This window comes from Paenibacillus sp. KS-LC4, assembly GCF_036894955.1.
Taxonomy (GTDB): Bacteria; Bacillota; Bacilli; order Paenibacillales; family Paenibacillaceae; genus Pristimantibacillus.
This window is the reverse complement of the sequence record NZ_CP145905.1, coordinates 422,167-438,755: the sequence shown is the minus strand read 5'-3', so window position 1 is coordinate 438,755 and position 16,589 is coordinate 422,167. Positions and strand designations below refer to the sequence as shown.

Genomic DNA, 16,589 nt, shown 5'->3' with positions numbered 1-16,589 from the left:
AGGGGCTGTCCCTCCCTAAAAAAAGTCATATTTTCAAGCCGAGCGTTGGAAAGTTTGCAGCAGACAGGCAATATAGCTGGGCGCTGCTCATACATATAAGTAATTGCTCCAGCACGGATGCAAGGCAGCGCGGGAAATTCTGCGGCTCTGGCTGGATGAAGGAGGCTGTGCATGAACAGCAATTCACAAATTCGAAGATGGTACCCTTTCGTCGGACCGCATGATCCGTGTGAGCCGATGATTGTGCGGACGTATGTCGTTCCGCCGAACCAATACATTCCTTTTCAGCCGACGAACCTTCCGCAGTTTTCGCTAGAGGAGGCGCTGCGGCTTGGAACCTTATGGCCGGCGCTTTACAGCCCTTACGAATCGAAATGCGGAGGGGGGAGCTATTAGCCATGAGTGAGCAGCCTATCGTGTGCGATACAGCCTACTATGCCAAGCTATTGGAGCTGCAGCAGCTGGATTTTGGCCTGCTTGAGCTGAACCTCTATCTCGATACCCATCCACATGACCATCAAGCCTTGCAGCAGTTCAATTACTTAGCCCAGCAGCGGCGACTATGCGCCCAGCAGTTCGAGATGCAGTACGGGCCGCTGATGAACTACGGACACAGCTTCTCTGGCTTTCCATTTCAGTGGCCGGATACGCCTTGGCCTTGGCAGGTTTAATAAGCCTGTCAGACAGTCAATATGAAGCACAGCGGGCTGCCGCTCAATCTGGGCGGGCTATGCAGGCTCAAAAAGCGGCGGCTTAGCTTATTGGAGGTGGCAACGGCATGTGGGTGTATGAGAAAAAGCTCCAGTACCCTGTTCGGGTTAGCAAATGCGATCCCCGAATGGCGCGTTATCTCGCCGAGCAATATGGCGGCGCCGATGGCGAGCTGGCAGCAGCGCTGCGTTATTTGAATCAAAGGTATACGATTCCAAGCAAGGTCATTGGTCTGCTAACGGACATCGGAACGGAGGAATTCGCGCATTTAGAAATGATCGCTACAATGATCTATAAGCTGACTAAGGACGCAACTCCTCAGCAGCTTGAAGCAGCTGGGCTTGGGCCGCATTATGTTAGTCATGACAGCGCGCTATTTTACAACAATGCCTCAGGTGTTCCTTTCACCGCTGCCTACATACAAGCGAAAGGAGATCCACTCGCCGATTTATACGAGGATATTGCGGCTGAGGAGAAGGCGCGAGCCACCTATCAGTGGCTGATTGATATGACCGATGACGTCGATTTGCAGGACAGCCTGAAGTTTTTGCGTGAGCGGGAGATCGTGCATGCTATGCGCTTCAAGGAAGCGGTAGAGATCATTAAGGAGGATCGGGAGCAGAAGAAGGTTTATTGAGGGAGGGAGAGACCAAAAAGGAGTAAAGCAGCCATCTTCTATTGGCTGCTATACTCCTTTCTCAATTCGGATTTGGTGAGCTACCACAGAGCTATTTTCTGATCAAAAGCGTGCTCGACCAACCAGACCGGCACCATGAGCTGCATGAAGTCGCCAATATAAGCGCCTATTGGATCAGCAATGGGCTCTCCGTTCAGAAACGCCTCATTTCCCCAGCTGCGAACGACCAATGTCGTATCCTCCCGGGTGAAGATCGCCTCGCTTCTCTGCTCGTCCCACTCTAGAGAGGCTCCGATGCGCTCAGCCATCTCTTGTGCAGGTATCCTCGTTGCATTGTAGGCTTCCATATCCGCTGCGGAGGTGACAGCATTTAAGGCAGCACCTGGAAGCTCAAATACAGCGAAAGCGTCTGCCTCCGCAAGCGGAAAAAGGAAAACAAGGCTCCCTAGTACAAGTGACGAGGATTCCCGAAGAGCCGCCACCGCTTGATACATATGATCCATATCGCTTGCCTTCATCGCCCTTTCCAGCGTAACTGCTAAATCGAAGGGCAGCTGTGTCGTCCCGTAATGTGGAACTTCCCCGCGAATAGACGCAAAATCATATTCACTGACCTTGCAGCAGGAGAAATCAATACTCGCGTGGCGGGCGTACTCCGGCTGCACGAGTTGAAGCCGTGTCTCCACTTCCTTCAACGCCTGTATTTTCCATAAAGTGGTCGCATAATCGTCCGATAACCCGAGCTCCCGATCCTCATTGGGGTAAATATAAAACTGGAGCGATGGATCGGATTTTGGATGCACAGTCGCTGCTAGCGGCTCTATGTTATCCCATAAATAGCGAACGTTCACAATCGTCATTTCTTCTTTATAGGTATCCGCCAAATAATGCTCCGCCCGCTGCTCGAAGCGAAATTTTTGATAAAAGCCATGTTGAAACTCCGCGTACAGCAAAATAGGGATAACAATCGCGGCAACAATTCCCAGCACTACGATTTTTCCAGCATTTAATTTCATGCGTTTTCTCCTCTTGCCCCGTTTATTCTAAAGTCGTTATTGAGAGTTGCAATAACTAGACGTTTGCATTTTGCTCTTTGTTGCCATTGATTGGTGTAATCTTAGGCAGCCTATGAATAGATTCAAGAAGAACAGTACATCATTTAAACAATCCACTATAAAGATATAGCAAGATATAGCTTGAAACTTTAAGAAAAACAAAAAAAATCATTCCAATACACCCTAACTTCGATTACAATATTAACTGTCTTCATTTTAGCGAACTGGGGTGTTTTCTATGGATACATACAAGTTCAGTCCTGAACATAATCATATGATTGTTGATGCGATTGTCGAAGGATATCGTGATTACGTTGATCATCGCAAAGACAGAAAATCGAAAATGAAAATCAGCTCTGCGTTTTCTTGGACGAAGGGTAATTTTATCGAGAGCAAGCTCGCCGAAGAATGTATCGCTCATGGCTTTACTTATAAGAAAGCAAAGGCTGGATTAACATGGGACTACCTCCAATTTATCAATGGAGATTCCAAGGTTCTTTTTCTGATTAAAAATGCCGCTTACTTCAATGAAGATTGTTTTTCACAAGCTACACTCCCAGATGAGATCGTAAGTAACGGCTCTATTCGCACCTATCTTCATGAGCTTTCAAAAATCAATAAAAATTTGGTGTTTTCCGCCTCAGAAAAATCGCCAAGAAGAGGGGCACGAACCGAGAAAGTCGAGCAGCTCTCCTTATTTATATTAGAAAGTGCGGTCAAGCCTGAGTTGGATGATTTCAAATCTTCTTACGATGAGTTTCACATACTCACTTATGCGATTGATGAAGCGTATCAAATTTCCGAGATTTTGCACTATTTGCCCAATCCAAATGATAACATGGCTTACCTGGTCGAGGATCTGTCCGATTTCATCTCAGGGGCTGCATTATCTGATGAGGACCGAGAAGTAATCGCACCTGAACCCAATGATGATCGTATGGACCCAGCGGCATTTGATATCGGTATTATCGAAAAAGACAAACAACAGGATATATAAAATAGCATTATGTTAAATCAATTAGGAGGCAGCAGGCATGTTTATTGGTAAGAACCTAACCAATTTACGAATCATGCACGGATATTCGCGTAAAGAGCTCTCCGAAAAGTTAGGCGTAACCGAACAAGCAGTCTGGCAATATGAGAATGCTTATACATCTCCTAAAATGCAAATCGTAAATGAATTAAAACGGATTTTTCAAGTGAAGAGTAAATATTTTTATACAGAGGACATGCTTGAAAACAATATGACTTCCGCCAATATCGACTTATCGAATATTGCTTATCGCTCTAAAGTGCTGAATGTCATCTCAAAAACGCAAGCAGAGGCTAAGCATGTTGAATTTTTGGATGTATTTGTAAATTATCTCACCACCAAGCTTAGTTATCCTACCCTTAAAATGATTAAATTACGTAATGAGGTTATAGCGTATTTAAATCATACCGAGGATGATAGAGCTGCTCAAATCAATCATGTTGCTCTTTTGGCGCGACAAAGGCTTGAGCTATCCAAAACGAATAATGATGATCTTATGTTTTTAATTGAGAAAAGCGGTGTTTTCGTGTTTGAAAAGGCTATTGGTGAGGAAATTGATGCCTATAGCCTTTGGACGCTGGATGATCGGCCGTATATTATTTTAGGCAATATGAAGCGTTCAGCCGTTCGCAGGAACTTTGATATCGCTCATGAATTAGGTCATTTATTACTGCATTATCGTATGGAGTTTACGAATTTAGACCGGAAAGAACACAAGCTTATTGAGAATGAAGCCAATATGTTTGCTGGAGCCTTATTATTACCTGAAGACGAATTCACCACCGATATGCAGGACGTGTCCCATCCTACTAATCCAGATGATTATTTAGATTTAAAAAAGAAATGGAAAACTTCGCTTCAGGTACTCGGGTATAGAGCAGCTAATCTAGGAATCATTCAGCCAAAGGATCATCGTAACTTCTATGCAGCCTTGCATCGGAAAGGCTATTTGGAGCTCGAACCGCTTGATAACGTAATTCCAATTCAGAAACCAATGAAAATGAAAACGATCATTGATTTTGTTTCAAAAAAAGGAGTTATCGACATTGGTCGAATGCTTGAGAATGATTGGAAAGCCGAAATCCCCTTCTTCCATCAGCTCACAGGAATTGATGCCAGCTTTTTCAATCAATACCTAACTCGAAGCCAAGACTTTGAGCTTCGTGATATTTCTGAACTATCTATGCATAAGTAATAGGATTAATGTTTCGTTGCATGCACGAAAAGGCCGTCGAAGTACTCGCGGCCTAAGTGCTGGCTATTCTATTTAAATCGTTCGTTCCTCATATTCAAAGGGTTCTTCACAATCGTAAATCTCGTGGAAAAATCCCTTATACGGAATATCATCCTCCAAACATTTTATAAGATACGACAGCTCCTCATCACATTCCGGCTCCTCACCGTTGTTACGCATCACCTCGAAGGCGTCAACGATATTTTCCATGAGCGTAACTTTAATAAATAAGGGCAGCTTATCCAACATCGACTTTTCGATCTTGGTCTCGGAGGTGTATCCCGCGAGGACTGTTTCAAAATAATCATCCATAAACTTTTTACGCTTATCGGCGTCTGGCTCGAACTGTATCCATCCCACTCCGTGCGTCCAGAGACCAGCCAAGTCAAACATATACCAACAATAACAAGAATTATCGAAATCATATACGGTGATTTGCCCGTTATCAAAGTCTATTGAATAATTCCCATCGTTGTAATCAAAATGAATCATACCGAATGTATCCTCGTTGCTGTCCACTCCTTTTAAGGTATGGAGAAGCTCTACCAGCTTCTCCTTCAGCAGAGGTAAGGAGCTTGGTATCAGTTTATCCATATAGTCCACATTGTATTTATCAAAAAAACTATGCCGACGATGAGCAGGCGTATACCCTTTCGATATTTGGTGCAGCTTCCCCAAGACCTTACCGCAATTATAATAATATTCGGTAATTGGCACCCCTTCTCGGTACCGATAATTATTTTCTACAAGCATTTTCCCCTTGGCCTTTTCAAACAGGCAAACAAAAAAGGTATGGTTGTTGTAGCTGATTTCCTCCAGAAGCTTCCCCTTCCGGGAGCTGATTACATTCGAGACACTGCCTCCATGCTCAAATAAATACCGAATGTATTCCGTTTCCCCTAGGAAATCCTCCCGGCTCCTGTCGGGCAAGAAAGATATTCTGAGTATTTTTGAAGCACTCCCTCCTTTCTCACAGTTATATACGACATTCCTTCCTCCTTCATGTGCCGGAATCAGCTTCATTTCATAGCCTTCTAATCCGAACAATTCCGTTACTGCTGGAATCAAATAGGTATCCCCGATTAAAACCGTCTCGTTATAATTCATTCTGTCTCCTTTCGTTCAAGCATCTATTTTATGCTTCTATACAACAAAATCTACCACAATAGCGGTACATTAAATGGACTTTTTTGATCATTTTAAGCGTGCCTCACTCTAATAGGTGTATACCATTCCATTTGACAAAACTGTCCATCATAGGCGCCCGTATCAATTTTCTCTAGGAAGAACTCGCTGTCCAGAAGCTCATATTTCCCGTTGTGCTCCTGTGCAAGCCTATCTATAGCTTTATATAGCGACTCTGCGCGAAATTCATCAAGCTCTTCATAATGATGATTCCCGATATATCGAAACCCGACGCACAAGGAAGCAGGTACGGTGTCGCCCGTAAATCCATCAGGAATATGCCTCAGATTGTTTACGCGCATAGATGGTATGTAGGATGTCCAACTCAGCGCTGGGTCAGGGGTCCTCGTTAAACCGTAATAAATATCGGGCTCCATGGGATTAGGCACTTCGTGCCGTTTGCTCCACCAAAACTGCTTGGCAGCCTCGGGTGCTTTTGTCGGCGCTTCGGCGATTTCAATTTGATACATTTGACCGATTAAATGGAGGGCTGGCAGCATGACCATTTCCGGCCCGTAAACCAAATTTCCACCAACATTGTTCTTTGGAAATAAATGAAGCGGAGGTGTTACGTGAATGCTCTTGCCACAATGCCTGCATTCGCCGGGCGTAAGCCCATACTCCCGTTTAAACGCGCGTATGAAGGTTTGCTCATGTTCATAACCGCATTCGATTGCAATGTCGAGAACCCGTTTCTCCGTTAGCATCAAATGTTCCAAGCTGACGGCCAGCCTTCGAGAGCGGATATAGCTTTGCAGCGGCACGCCGAAAGCGAACTTGAAGAGTCGACGCAAATGAACAACGGAGATCGGGAGATCAGCCCAATAGTCTGTCTCCATCGTACCAGAAACATCTTCTTCTATTCGGGCTAGAAGTTCAGATAGAACCTTGTAGGGCTCCATCATTCATACCACGCTCCTATAAAATGTTGTTCCCTGCAATAGGCATGATAGCTCCTTAAGTGAATATTAAAGCTCTCCCCAATATAACTCTGTATCATATATAAAAGTTACTTTCCCATTTTCCTCATATTGATTAAATAGCTTTTTCAATTCTTCCCTCATACGTCCGTAGTTAGGATGTTCAGGCGTAGGAGTATAGGAGGAGGACATGACTCTCCCGCTTAGACCCTCAAAATCAAATAATTGTTGCATTTTAAAAACGGACTTCTCCATCGTATTTTCTCGAAAAAACAACTGCATTTCATCTTCTGAAATGTTTTTGTGATTCACCTCAGAGTAATTAATTCCATAGTTAAACAATAAATGCTCTATCCCTTCTAAGAAAGGGGTTCCTTTTGTTTGACGTGTATTCCATACTAAAATAACCTTACCACGGTCTTTTAAAATTCGTTTAAATTCCTTGTTTGCAACCGTACGATCGAACCAGTGGAACGCCTGTGCACAAACGATAAAGTCCACGGAATTGTCATGCAGACATGTGGATTCAGCTGAACCTTCCACCGCATGAAAGTTGGACTCATGTCCAAGTATTTGTATACAAGCTTGCCGCATTTCCTGATCTGGTTCTACTGCGATAACATGAGTACCTCTTTCAACCAGTAGTTCAGATAGCTTTCCTGTCCCTGCTCCAATATCAGCAACGGTCGAATGCTCATCAAGTTTTACAATATTATACAAATAATCTATTGCGTCGCTAGGATAGGTCGGACGATATTTAACATAATCTTTCACTCGATTCGAAAATGATTGCTTTAAATTCATGACTATACTCCTCCTGTAGTCGAATCATATTAACTAAATTTGGGTTCATACTTATAAGACGACAAAAGCTCATCTGTTGTTTCATACTTCTGCTGAAACAACACTTTATTAGAGCAAAATAAAAAGCCGGAGGATCACCCCCGGCCTTAAAGAAAACGTTTATTTGCTTGAATGCATAACGATGTTATTTAATAATAACGTACTCCAGGTTCACCAATTTCGCATACGTTACGATTTGGTCTGTCGTCAGGTTCAAGGAAACGACAGTATGATGACCGCCGCCATTCTCGATCCAAGCTTTGACTCCATCCTGGAAGTTCGGCTTAACGGTCCACAGCACACGCGCTACAGGAAGGTTAGGAGCTGGAACCGTCGGCTCGAATGCGGAAATCTCGTTAATCAGCAGCTTGTAATGCGTGCCGAAATCAGCCATGGAAACGACGACACCTTCACCCGCTTTACCGTCGAAAATGAGACGCGCTGGATCTTCGCGGTCGCCAATACCCAATGGGGAAACGATGATGGTTGGCTTGTTGCTAGCCAAAGTCGGATCTACCTCAAGCATATGAGATTGCAGGATCGCTTCTTGCCCAGCCGCCATCTCGTACGTGTAGTCCTCCATAAAGCCTGTGTTTTGGTTATGGCTCATCACCTTCAGCAAGCGATCAAGCGCAGCCGTCTTCCAGTCGCCCTCGCCGGCAAAGCCGTAGCCCTGTGCCATCAGACGTTGGACAGCCAGACCCGGAAGCTGCTTCATGCCATGCAAATCCTCGAAGTTTGTAGTGAAGGCATTGTAGCCCTTCTCTTCAAAGAAGCGTTTCATGGCGATTTCGTAGCTCGCTTGCACTCTTACGCTAGCTTCCCAAGACTCTTTGCTGTTCGTGCCATAATCAAAGGTATATAGCTCCGCATATATTCCCATCAGATCGTCGATTTCTTGCTCCGTAACGGCATTCACGTATTGCACGAGGTCGCCGATGCCGTAATAATCTACCGTCCATCCGAACTGAATTTGAGCTTCTACTTTATCTCCGTCCGTTACGGCTACGTTACGCATATTGTCGCCAAAACGAGCTACCTTAATGTTAAAGCTTTCGTTATAGGCAACCGCTACGTCCATCCAGTCGGCAATTTGCTGATGCACCTCAGGGCGTTCCCAGTAGCCTACGACGATTTTGTTTTGCTTCTTCAGACGGGCATTGATGAAGCCGTATTCGCGGTCGCCATGAGCAGCCTGATTGAGGTTCATGAAGTCCATGTCAATCGTGGCCCAAGGAATGCTTTCGTTGTATTGTGTAGCCAGGTGAAGCAACGGCTTTTGCAGCAATTTCGTTCCGCGAATCCACATTTTTGCAGGCGAGAACGTATGCATCCACGTAATAACGCCCGCTACTTCGTCGCGATAATTAACCTCTTTCATGATGCTTGTAATTTTATCTGCGCTGATAGCCAGGTCCTGCAATACTAGCGGGTAAGGCAGCACACCGCTTGCATTCAACGCATCCGTCATTCTCTGTGCATCTGCTTTTACTTCGGCCAATGCCTCATCCCCATACAGGTTTTGAGAACCTACGACAAACCAGAACTGTTTAGCTAATGTTACTGTCACTACAATCATCCTCTTTTCTAAATTTAATAGTAGATAAAATGATTACTTCTGCCCGTAGTAGGCGTCTTTCCCATGCTTGCGTAAATAGTGCTTGTCCAAAATGCCTTGCGGCAGCTCTTTGGCAAAATGATTCAATTGCCGCGCATACAAATTCATTTTGCAAACTTCCTCCAGCACAACGCTGTTCACAACTGCCGACTTCGCATCCTTGCCCCAAGTAAATGGTGCATGACCATGGAGCAGGACAGCCGGTATGGCCATGACATCCAGACCGCGCTGCTCGAACGTTTCGATGATGACACGTCCCGTTTCAGCCTCGTACCCCCGGTCAATCTCTTCTTGATTCAGGAAACGCGCACATGGAACAGCTCCATAAAAGGTGTCCGCATGCGTCGTTCCCATTACCGGCACATCAAGTCCTGCTTGTGCCCAAATCGTTGCCCAAGTGGAGTGAGTGTGCACGATGCCCCCGATCTCCGGATAATGCTTATATAAGACAGCATGAGTTGCCGTGTCGGAGGAAGGTCTAAGCTCTCCCTCAACTACATTGCCATCGAGATCGACAACGACCATATCGCTCGCCTTCATCTTGTCATAGCTGACACCGCTTGGCTTAATAACGAACAGACCGCTTGCCCGATCCATTGCGCTTACATTGCCCCATGTAAATTTTACGAGTCCGTGCTTCGGCAATTCCAGATTCGCCTCATATACCTCTTCTTTCAGTTGCTCTAACATCGTTAGTCCCTCCCGTTCTCCAGCAGATGGTCTACAGCTGCCTGCTCAATAGCCAGCCCGCTGTTGTAGCGTTCCATAAATACTTCAAAACCCAATACATCAGATGGGTCCGGAGCAATTTCCTGCCCTTCAGCATCTTTAAACACCTTCTGCTCAAGGAAGTCGTCCAGGCTCTCCTGCTGATCCTTGTTGATCAAATAAGAAGCTAGAAGCGCCATTCCCCAAGCTCCGCCTTCACCGGCTGTGGACATGACCGAAATAGGAACATTCAGCGCCGCTGCTACCATCTTTTGTCCGACGACAGGAGTTTTGAATAGACCGCCGTGAGCCAAAATGCTGTCAATGGCGACTTGCTCGTTTTCGGTCAAAATATCCATGCCCAGCCTAAGCGCTCCAAAAGCAGTGAACAGATGAGTGCGCATGAAATTAGCTAAATTGAAGTTGCTCTCAGGCGAGCGGACGAATAGCGGTCGGCCTTTGTCAATTCCGGTAAGATTTTCGCCTGAGTAATAACCGTAGCTGAGCAAACCGCCGCCATCCGGGTCGGCCTCCAAAGCCTTGTTAAACATTACGCTGAACAATTTTTCGTTGTCCACTTCGTAGCCCATGGCTACAGAGAACTCACGGAACAAGCCCATCCATGCGTTGATATCGCTGGAGCAGTTATTGGCATGCACCATGCCGACCGGACTTCCGTCTGGAGTCGTAACCATATCAATTTGCGGATAGACCTTGGATAATTCCTTCTCAAGTACAAGCATCGCAAAAACGGAGGTTCCTACGGAGATGTTCCCCGTACGTTTTCTCACGCTATTGGTGGCAACCATGCCTGTCCCGGCATCACCCTCTGGAGGACAAAGCGGAATGCCTGGCTGCAAGTCCTGCGACAGGTCCAGCATACGGGCACCCGCCTCAGTCAGCTCACCAGCCTGCTCGCCTGAGAGATACACCTTCGGCAGAAGCTCCTCCAGCTTCAAGGAATAGCCGCCTGCCGCAATCAGCTCATCGAACTGCTTGACCATTGCGGGATGGTAGTTATGCGTTGCTTCGTCAATCGGGAAAATACCAGAGGCATCCCCAATACCAATCGCTTTATTGCCCGTAAGCAGCCAATGAATATAGCCAGCTAAAGTCGTCACAAATTCAATACGAGGCACATGCTCCTCTTTGTTTAATATCGCTTGATACAAATGAGCGATGCTCCAGCGCTCAGGGATGTTGAATTGGAACTTGTCCGTCAACTCCCTTGCTGCCTCGCCCGTTGTAGCATTGCGCCAAGTCCGAAACGGTACAAGCAGCTCGCCCTTGCTGTCGAACGCCATGTAGCCGTGCATCATTGCGGAAAACCCGATCGAGCCCACCGTCTTGAGCGTGACTTCGTATTTACGTTCCACGTCTTGCTTCATTTCACGATATGCCGTCTGAAGGCCTGTTATAATAGCCTCTTGACTGTATGTCCAATATCCGTCTTTTAATTGATTTTCCCATTCATAGCTTCCTGACGCGATGGTCTCAAAACGATGATCAATCAATACCGCCTTGATTCGCGTAGATCCAAATTCGATACCTAGCGAGGTTTCTCCCTTAGCTATCGCTTCTTTCAACTGTTCATGACTCATGATCACGCAAGTCCCCTCTCTGTTCGCGGTTGTTAAACCTGAAGGATGGCAAATAAAGTGAATGAAAATTTAAAATCACTTGTTTATATTGCTTCGTATGATAGCTGCTTCAGACTGAACCGTTTATCCCACAAAAGAAGCATAATGATTCAATCAAAAGAAGGCGCTTTCCATTGCTGACAGCCTTAGTATATTTTTTGTACGTACATTTGTCAACACTAACAAATAGTTATACCAACAACGACGCCATTACCTCTTAATTGCTAGAGCCAGCGCTCTTTTATCAGACGTGCTCCTATGTAAAAAATCGTAGAGCAAGCATGAAATGACACCCTTTATTTCGTGAAAAATGACACTGCATTTTCATTCACTGCAAATCATGTTAGAATGTGTACGTACAAATTTCCGAACAAAGACGAAAGAAGTGGATTGCATGAAGCCTAAATATCAAATCATCATTGATGATATAAAAAGCAATATCCTATCGGGTACGTATAAAGCGGGAGAACAAATTTCTACAGAGTCTGCTTTGCAGAGCAGCTATAACGTTAGCCGTCAGACGGTTAGAAAGGCAATTTTGGAGCTGTCTAACGAAGGGTTCTTAAGAAGCGAGAAGGGATCTGGCACGTATGTCAGCAGTCAATACCGCTCCAGAGCCGGGGGGAATGGCGCAAAAAAAACGATTGGCGTCATTACGACCTATATTTCCGATTACATTTTCCCCTCTATTATCCGTGGCATTGAAGGCCGTTTAAACGAAGACAACTATTCGTTGCTGTTAGCCAGTACAAATAATGATATTATGCAGGAAAAAAAAGCGCTGGAGATGATGCTGTCCTACGGCGTGGACGGTCTTATTATTGAGCCAACCAAAAGCAATTTATACAACCCCAATATTGCTTATTACCTGTCCTTCAAGGAGCAGGAGGTTCCATTCACTATGATTAACGCCTACTATGAAGAGCTGGAGGTTCCTTTCTTCTGTTTGGATGACGTGCAATCCAGCTATCTCGCAACCCGGGAGCTGATTGCTAAAGGGCATTCCCAGATCGGCATTATTGCCAAGATGGACGATCTACAAGGGAAATATCGGATGAAGGGATATATTAAAGCGCTGGGCGAAGCCAAATTACGGTTTCACCCCGAGCAGGTGCTTTCCTTCGATACGGCGACGAAGCCGGACCTTTCCACCAGCTTGGAGGAGTTTCTGAGCGATAATAGGGATGTTCTGACTGCTCTTGTTTGCTACAATGACGAGGTAGGCTTGGAAGTTGTCCATGCCTGTAGAAAACTGGAAATATCCATTCCAGATGAACTTTCCATCATTGGCCAAGACAATTCGTATATCGCCAAAACAGCCAATATTAAGCTTACGACTCTTACTCACCCCCAAGAGCAAATGGGAAGAGACGCCGCGGATTGGGTCATTAAAAACCTGCAAGGAAAAAAAGACCTGCCCGTGAGCACGTATTACCAGCCCGTGTTAGTTGAAGGGGAAACGGTAAAAGAGATTGAAGTGGAGTAAATTCTGTTCTGTGGAACGTCTCTTTGCACTGCCGCAGCATTTATTTCACTCGTTCATCTTCCGTTCACATTGTCGTCATCGCTAGGACATCTTTGCAGTATAAGCTTACATTAACAGCCTTTCAGGCAGTCCACTACCGAGATAACGACAGGAGAAGATACGATTATGAAAAAATGGCTTAGGATTCTACTAAAAATATTAGCAGCAATTGTTATAGCAATCGTCGTTTTTATCGCCATTGTATTTATAGTGAATAAGGTCAGCAGCAAATCTGAGCTAGGAAAAATACACGCCTATGGTATGCTCGTGCCCGTAGACGGGAAAAAGATGAATGTGCTGATTCAGGGGGATGGCGAGGAGACCATCGTGCTCTTGCCAGGTTATGGAACAGCAGCGCCAGCGCTCGATTTCAAACCGCTAATTGATGAGCTTTCACCTTATTATAAAGTAGTTGCAGTTGAACCTTTTGGTTATGGATTAAGTGACGGTACGGACAAAGAGCGTACGACAGAAAATATAGTCAATGAGCTCCATGAAGCGTTGCAGGTTCTTAACATTGACCGTTATATTTTAATGGGCCACTCCATAGCCGGCATTTATGGGATCGAATATGCGAATAAATATCCGAACGAAGTGAGCGCATTTGCCGGCGTTGATAGCAGTGTTCCGACACAGCCTGGCATGGACGTCGAGCTTCCTATAGACATGTTTAAGCTTCTAAAAGAATCCGGCTTCCTTCGATTGGCTATGAAGGTAGGGGACAGCCCTTATGCTGGATTGCCTTATGACGAAGCAACCAAAGAGCAAATGACCCTGCTTTCTCTCAAGAACAGCAATAGTCCTACCATGCTGAATGAAATGAAAAATATTGCTTCTAACTTTAAAGCAGCAGAGCATCTCACCTTCCCGAAAGAGCTGCCGATTATTTTCTTTATCCAAGCTCACAATGCAGAAATCCCAACCTGGGTGCCGCTGCATGAAGAGCAGGTCAAAGATTCTGTGCATGGAAAAGTGATGACCTTTGAAGGCGGACATTATTTGCACCATACCAAATCCAAAGAGATTGCTGAAAACTTTAAGTCTTTTATGGAAGAAACCAAGTAAACCGACTGTCGAGCGAAGCGGATAAGCGCTCCTCTTCATCTCCACGCCATGGCCATATGTGCAAGGTCTCTTGCCTATGACGCCATGGCCTTTTTTTTCGCCACCTATTCATACTCCGTTCATATTGACGTCACGGGGAGGACATCCAAGCATTGTAAACTTTCCTTAGATGCCCTCTAAGGCAGCTAAATATACCAAAGAGGATAGGAGAAGATACGAGTGAAACGAACTTCTATTGTTGCTGTTACCCTCGCGCTGACGCTGCTCGCCCCAATGGCCGCAAATGCTGCTGTGGATAGCAAGCCTCATGCTTTTGAGGCGACTAAGAAAATAGCTGCTGAGAAAGCCAAGCTGCTGACAGAAAGGTACGGCGTTACAAGCGTGCAATATGCGCTCATTGATGCTGGGGAAATGACGATTTCAGGGCATGCAGGCAAAAATGATAGCGAGGATGCGACTCCACTTTCCTCAAATACGATATACGGCATCGGTTCGACAAGTAAAATGTTTCTCGCGACAGCTGTAATGAAGCTTGTAGACGAGGGTAAGGTCGATTTGGATTCGCCCGTTGTGAACTATATCTCTGACTTTAAAATGAAGGACAGCCGCTACACGCAAATTACTCCGCGCATGCTGCTGAATCATTCTTCCGGCCTTCTCGGAACGACAGCCAGCAATGCAACCCTATACGGAGATAATGATACTTATGCACATGATACATTTCTAGAGCAATTAGCAGCGCAAAGCTTAAAGGCAGACCCGGGAGCTTTTTCGGTCTATTGCAATGATGGTTTTACGTTAGCTGAGATTTTAGTAGAGAGAGTTAGCGGCATGGACTTTACGGCGTTTATTCACAAATATTTGACTGAGCCTCTCAACCTGCTGCATACAAAAACACCGCAGGATTCCATTGATCCGATGGCGCTGGCTGGCATCTATTCTCCTGTGTATGAGGGACAGCTCCCACAAGAGAATTATAATATTATCGCATCGGGAGGCATTTACTCCACAGCTGAAGATCTCGCTGTCTTTTCACAAATTTTCACGGGACAGGTCGAGGGCATTATTTCTGCTAAATCGGTAGAAGCTATGGAACAAGAGGAGTATAAAAGCGGCATGTGGCCAGAGGAAGCCGCTCCCTCCTACCTGTCATACGGATTAGGCTGGGACAGTGTCCGCTTGTTCCCCTTCAACGAGTACGGCATTCAGGCACTCTCAAAAGGTGGAGACACGATTTCCTATCATTCTTCCTTAGTCGTGCTGCCTGAATACAATATGTCTGCCGCCGTTATTTCTTCGGGTGGTTCAAGCGCATTCGATCAATTAATCGCGAACGAGCTGCTGCTTAGCGCCCTTCAGGAGAAAGGCGTGATTAAAGAACGGAAACCGGATAAATCGTATGCTGTGCCGATAAAGGCAAATATGCCGAAGGAATTATCCCAATATGCAGGTATTTATGGTGGTCGCTCAGGCAGTCTAATGAAGGTCGAAATGAACCCTAATGGTGAATTGTCTGTGTCCTCGGTTGTCATACCGAATAGTCCTGCCGAAACGTATATTTATACAGCTGATGGTTCGTTTGTGAACGAGACGGGCACAGAAAAGCTGAAATTCGTCGTTGAGAAAAATGGTCGTACCTATATGTGGTCCCGCTTATATATAAACATTCCTGGTCTGGGACAAACGGCCGTCTCCAAATATAACGCTGAAAAGCTCGAAGCCAATCCATTATCCAAAGATGTAGCTGACGCTTGGGCAAAGCGCGAAGGCCAAAAATATTATATGGTAAGCGGGAAATATACCTCTATGCTTTACCTTAATTCCACACCCATTATACCCTTTCAAACCTTTAAAGAGGCTCCCGGGTATGTATTGAATAATAAGATTGTTGGCCCCAACCAAGCTGTTAACCAACTGCAAATTCCTGTCATGGACGGTCGTGACACGATGGAAATTAATTTTTTTCAGAAAAATGGAGTCGAGTATCTTTCAGCAGCAGGCAACATATACGCCAACGAAGCGCTGGTCAAACCGCTTTTTTCGGGTAAACAATCCCGGGCAACGATTCAAGCCGACGGCGAAGCCAGATGGTTTTCCGTTTCAGCAAAAAACAAAGGAAAGATCATGACGGTTAAAATGCCTGCGAAGGGCTCCTTTGCAGTTTATAATCAAGCCGGTATATGTATCAACCATACCGTGATCAGCAATAATAATCAGGTCATATTGCCGGAGAACGGCAGTATTGTTTTTGCAGGCGAGGCTGGTTCCACGTTTGAAATTTCATTGAAACAGTAACCCTGCGTATCTACTCTGTCGGCCCCTTAGTGGCTGTAGTCAATTTGATCGGCAGTGAATGAGCTTTCGCATAAAATTCAAACCACCCTCTCATACTATGTATTGAAAAGATGGAGGTGA

General features: G+C 45.4%; 15 protein-coding genes. 8 read left to right on the top strand and 7 right to left on the bottom strand.

The annotated features are described in order from the left end of the window. Positions 1-171: 171 nt before the first annotated feature. The 3 genes from V5J77_RS01945 to V5J77_RS01935 all read left to right on the top strand — a co-directional run bounded on the left by V5J77_RS01945 (position 172) and on the right by V5J77_RS01935 (position 1,348). Complete coding sequence (locus V5J77_RS01945; protein ID WP_338554109.1) at positions 172-396, top strand: spore coat associated protein CotJA; 225 nt, start codon at positions 172-174, stop codon at positions 394-396. 2 nt (positions 397-398) lie between these two features. Continuing rightward, positions 399-671 carry a spore coat protein CotJB gene (locus V5J77_RS01940; protein ID WP_338554108.1) on the top strand — a complete coding sequence of 91 codons (273 nt, stop codon included), beginning with the start codon at positions 399-401 and terminating at the stop codon, positions 669-671. 107 nt (positions 672-778) lie between these two features. Next, on the top strand, positions 779-1,348 hold the full coding sequence (locus V5J77_RS01935) for a manganese catalase family protein (protein ID WP_338554107.1): 570 nt from the start codon (positions 779-781) through the stop codon (positions 1,346-1,348). A gap of 80 nt (positions 1,349-1,428) precedes the next feature. Here V5J77_RS01935 and V5J77_RS01930 read toward each other — a convergent pair whose 3' ends face one another. Further along, complete coding sequence (locus V5J77_RS01930) at positions 1,429-2,364, bottom strand: stalk domain-containing protein (protein WP_338554106.1); 936 nt, start codon at positions 2,362-2,364, stop codon at positions 1,429-1,431. Between the two features lie 277 nt (positions 2,365-2,641). Between V5J77_RS01930 and V5J77_RS01925 the strand changes: the two genes are divergently transcribed. Together V5J77_RS01925 and V5J77_RS01920 are read left to right on the top strand one after the other, a co-directional pair. Further along, positions 2,642-3,400 (top strand): hypothetical protein, encoded by a 759-nt coding sequence (locus tag V5J77_RS01925; RefSeq protein ID WP_338554105.1) that lies wholly within the window; start codon positions 2,642-2,644, stop codon positions 3,398-3,400. 37 nt (positions 3,401-3,437) lie between these two features. After that, complete coding sequence (locus tag V5J77_RS01920; protein WP_338554104.1) at positions 3,438-4,631, top strand: XRE family transcriptional regulator; 1,194 nt, start codon at positions 3,438-3,440, stop codon at positions 4,629-4,631. Between the two features lie 72 nt (positions 4,632-4,703). Here the strand turns inward: V5J77_RS01920 and V5J77_RS01915 are convergent, their stop codons facing one another. From V5J77_RS01915 to V5J77_RS01890, 6 genes are all read right to left on the bottom strand, one after another. Then, complete coding sequence (locus tag V5J77_RS01915; protein ID WP_338554103.1) at positions 4,704-5,777, bottom strand: phosphotransferase; 1,074 nt, start codon at positions 5,775-5,777, stop codon at positions 4,704-4,706. Between the two features lie 92 nt (positions 5,778-5,869). Beyond that, positions 5,870-6,760: a helix-turn-helix domain-containing protein gene (locus V5J77_RS01910; RefSeq protein WP_338554102.1), complete on the bottom strand. Its 891-nt coding sequence runs from the start codon at positions 6,758-6,760 to the stop codon at positions 5,870-5,872. 63 nt (positions 6,761-6,823) lie between these two features. Next, the gene (locus V5J77_RS01905; protein WP_338554101.1) at positions 6,824-7,579 is read right to left on the bottom strand and encodes a class I SAM-dependent methyltransferase; all 756 of its coding nucleotides are present in this window, start codon (positions 7,577-7,579) and stop codon (positions 6,824-6,826) included. Positions 7,580-7,763: 184 nt separating this feature from the next. Further along, entirely contained in the window at positions 7,764-9,197 is a 1,434-nt protein-coding gene (gene araA / locus V5J77_RS01900; protein ID WP_338554100.1) for an L-arabinose isomerase, read from the bottom strand. Positions 9,198-9,230: 33 nt separating this feature from the next. Further along, positions 9,231-9,926, bottom strand: a complete 696-nt coding sequence (locus tag V5J77_RS01895; protein ID WP_338554099.1) for an L-ribulose-5-phosphate 4-epimerase — start codon at positions 9,924-9,926, stop codon at positions 9,231-9,233. A gap of 2 nt (positions 9,927-9,928) precedes the next feature. After that, positions 9,929-11,545, bottom strand: a complete 1,617-nt coding sequence (locus tag V5J77_RS01890; RefSeq protein WP_338554098.1) for an FGGY-family carbohydrate kinase — start codon at positions 11,543-11,545, stop codon at positions 9,929-9,931. 433 nt (positions 11,546-11,978) lie between these two features. Here V5J77_RS01890 and V5J77_RS01885 point away from each other — a divergent pair, with 433 nt between their 5' ends. The 3 genes from V5J77_RS01885 (at position 11,979) to V5J77_RS01875 (ending at position 16,469) form a co-directional block, all read left to right on the top strand. After that, a complete protein-coding gene (locus V5J77_RS01885; RefSeq protein ID WP_338554097.1) occupies positions 11,979-13,070 on the top strand; it encodes a GntR family transcriptional regulator in 1,092 nt (363 codons plus the stop codon). A gap of 165 nt (positions 13,071-13,235) precedes the next feature. Beyond that, entirely contained in the window at positions 13,236-14,174 is a 939-nt protein-coding gene (locus tag V5J77_RS01880; protein WP_338554096.1) for an alpha/beta hydrolase, read from the top strand. 273 nt (positions 14,175-14,447) lie between these two features. Next, positions 14,448-16,469 (top strand): serine hydrolase domain-containing protein, encoded by a 2,022-nt coding sequence (locus V5J77_RS01875; RefSeq protein ID WP_338556505.1) that lies wholly within the window; start codon positions 14,448-14,450, stop codon positions 16,467-16,469. Positions 16,470-16,589 lie beyond the last annotated feature (120 nt).

What these genes read in the sequence shown, in the direction of transcription:
- V5J77_RS01890 (WP_338554098.1), bottom strand. Translation starts at nt 11,545, where the DNA reads ATGAGTCATGAACAGTTGAAAGAAGCGATAGCTAAGGGAGAAACCTCG.
- V5J77_RS01905 (WP_338554101.1), bottom strand. Translation starts at nt 7,579, where the DNA reads ATGAATTTAAAGCAATCATTTTCGAATCGAGTGAAAGATTATGTTAAA.
- V5J77_RS01935 (WP_338554107.1), top strand. Translation starts at nt 779, where the DNA reads ATGTGGGTGTATGAGAAAAAGCTCCAGTACCCTGTTCGGGTTAGCAAA.
- V5J77_RS01940 (WP_338554108.1), top strand. Translation starts at nt 399, where the DNA reads ATGAGTGAGCAGCCTATCGTGTGCGATACAGCCTACTATGCCAAGCTA.
- V5J77_RS01930 (WP_338554106.1), bottom strand. Translation starts at nt 2,364, where the DNA reads ATGAAATTAAATGCTGGAAAAATCGTAGTGCTGGGAATTGTTGCCGCG.
- V5J77_RS01875 (WP_338556505.1), top strand. Translation starts at nt 14,448, where the DNA reads ATGGCCGCAAATGCTGCTGTGGATAGCAAGCCTCATGCTTTTGAGGCG.
- araA (WP_338554100.1), bottom strand. Translation starts at nt 9,197, where the DNA reads ATGATTGTAGTGACAGTAACATTAGCTAAACAGTTCTGGTTTGTCGTA.
- V5J77_RS01910 (WP_338554102.1), bottom strand. Translation starts at nt 6,760, where the DNA reads ATGATGGAGCCCTACAAGGTTCTATCTGAACTTCTAGCCCGAATAGAA.
- V5J77_RS01915 (WP_338554103.1), bottom strand. Translation starts at nt 5,777, where the DNA reads ATGAATTATAACGAGACGGTTTTAATCGGGGATACCTATTTGATTCCA.
- V5J77_RS01885 (WP_338554097.1), top strand. Translation starts at nt 11,979, where the DNA reads ATGAAGCCTAAATATCAAATCATCATTGATGATATAAAAAGCAATATC.
- V5J77_RS01920 (WP_338554104.1), top strand. Translation starts at nt 3,438, where the DNA reads ATGTTTATTGGTAAGAACCTAACCAATTTACGAATCATGCACGGATAT.
- V5J77_RS01925 (WP_338554105.1), top strand. Translation starts at nt 2,642, where the DNA reads ATGGATACATACAAGTTCAGTCCTGAACATAATCATATGATTGTTGAT.
- V5J77_RS01880 (WP_338554096.1), top strand. Translation starts at nt 13,236, where the DNA reads ATGAAAAAATGGCTTAGGATTCTACTAAAAATATTAGCAGCAATTGTT.
- V5J77_RS01895 (WP_338554099.1), bottom strand. Translation starts at nt 9,926, where the DNA reads ATGTTAGAGCAACTGAAAGAAGAGGTATATGAGGCGAATCTGGAATTG.
- V5J77_RS01945 (WP_338554109.1), top strand. Translation starts at nt 172, where the DNA reads ATGAACAGCAATTCACAAATTCGAAGATGGTACCCTTTCGTCGGACCG.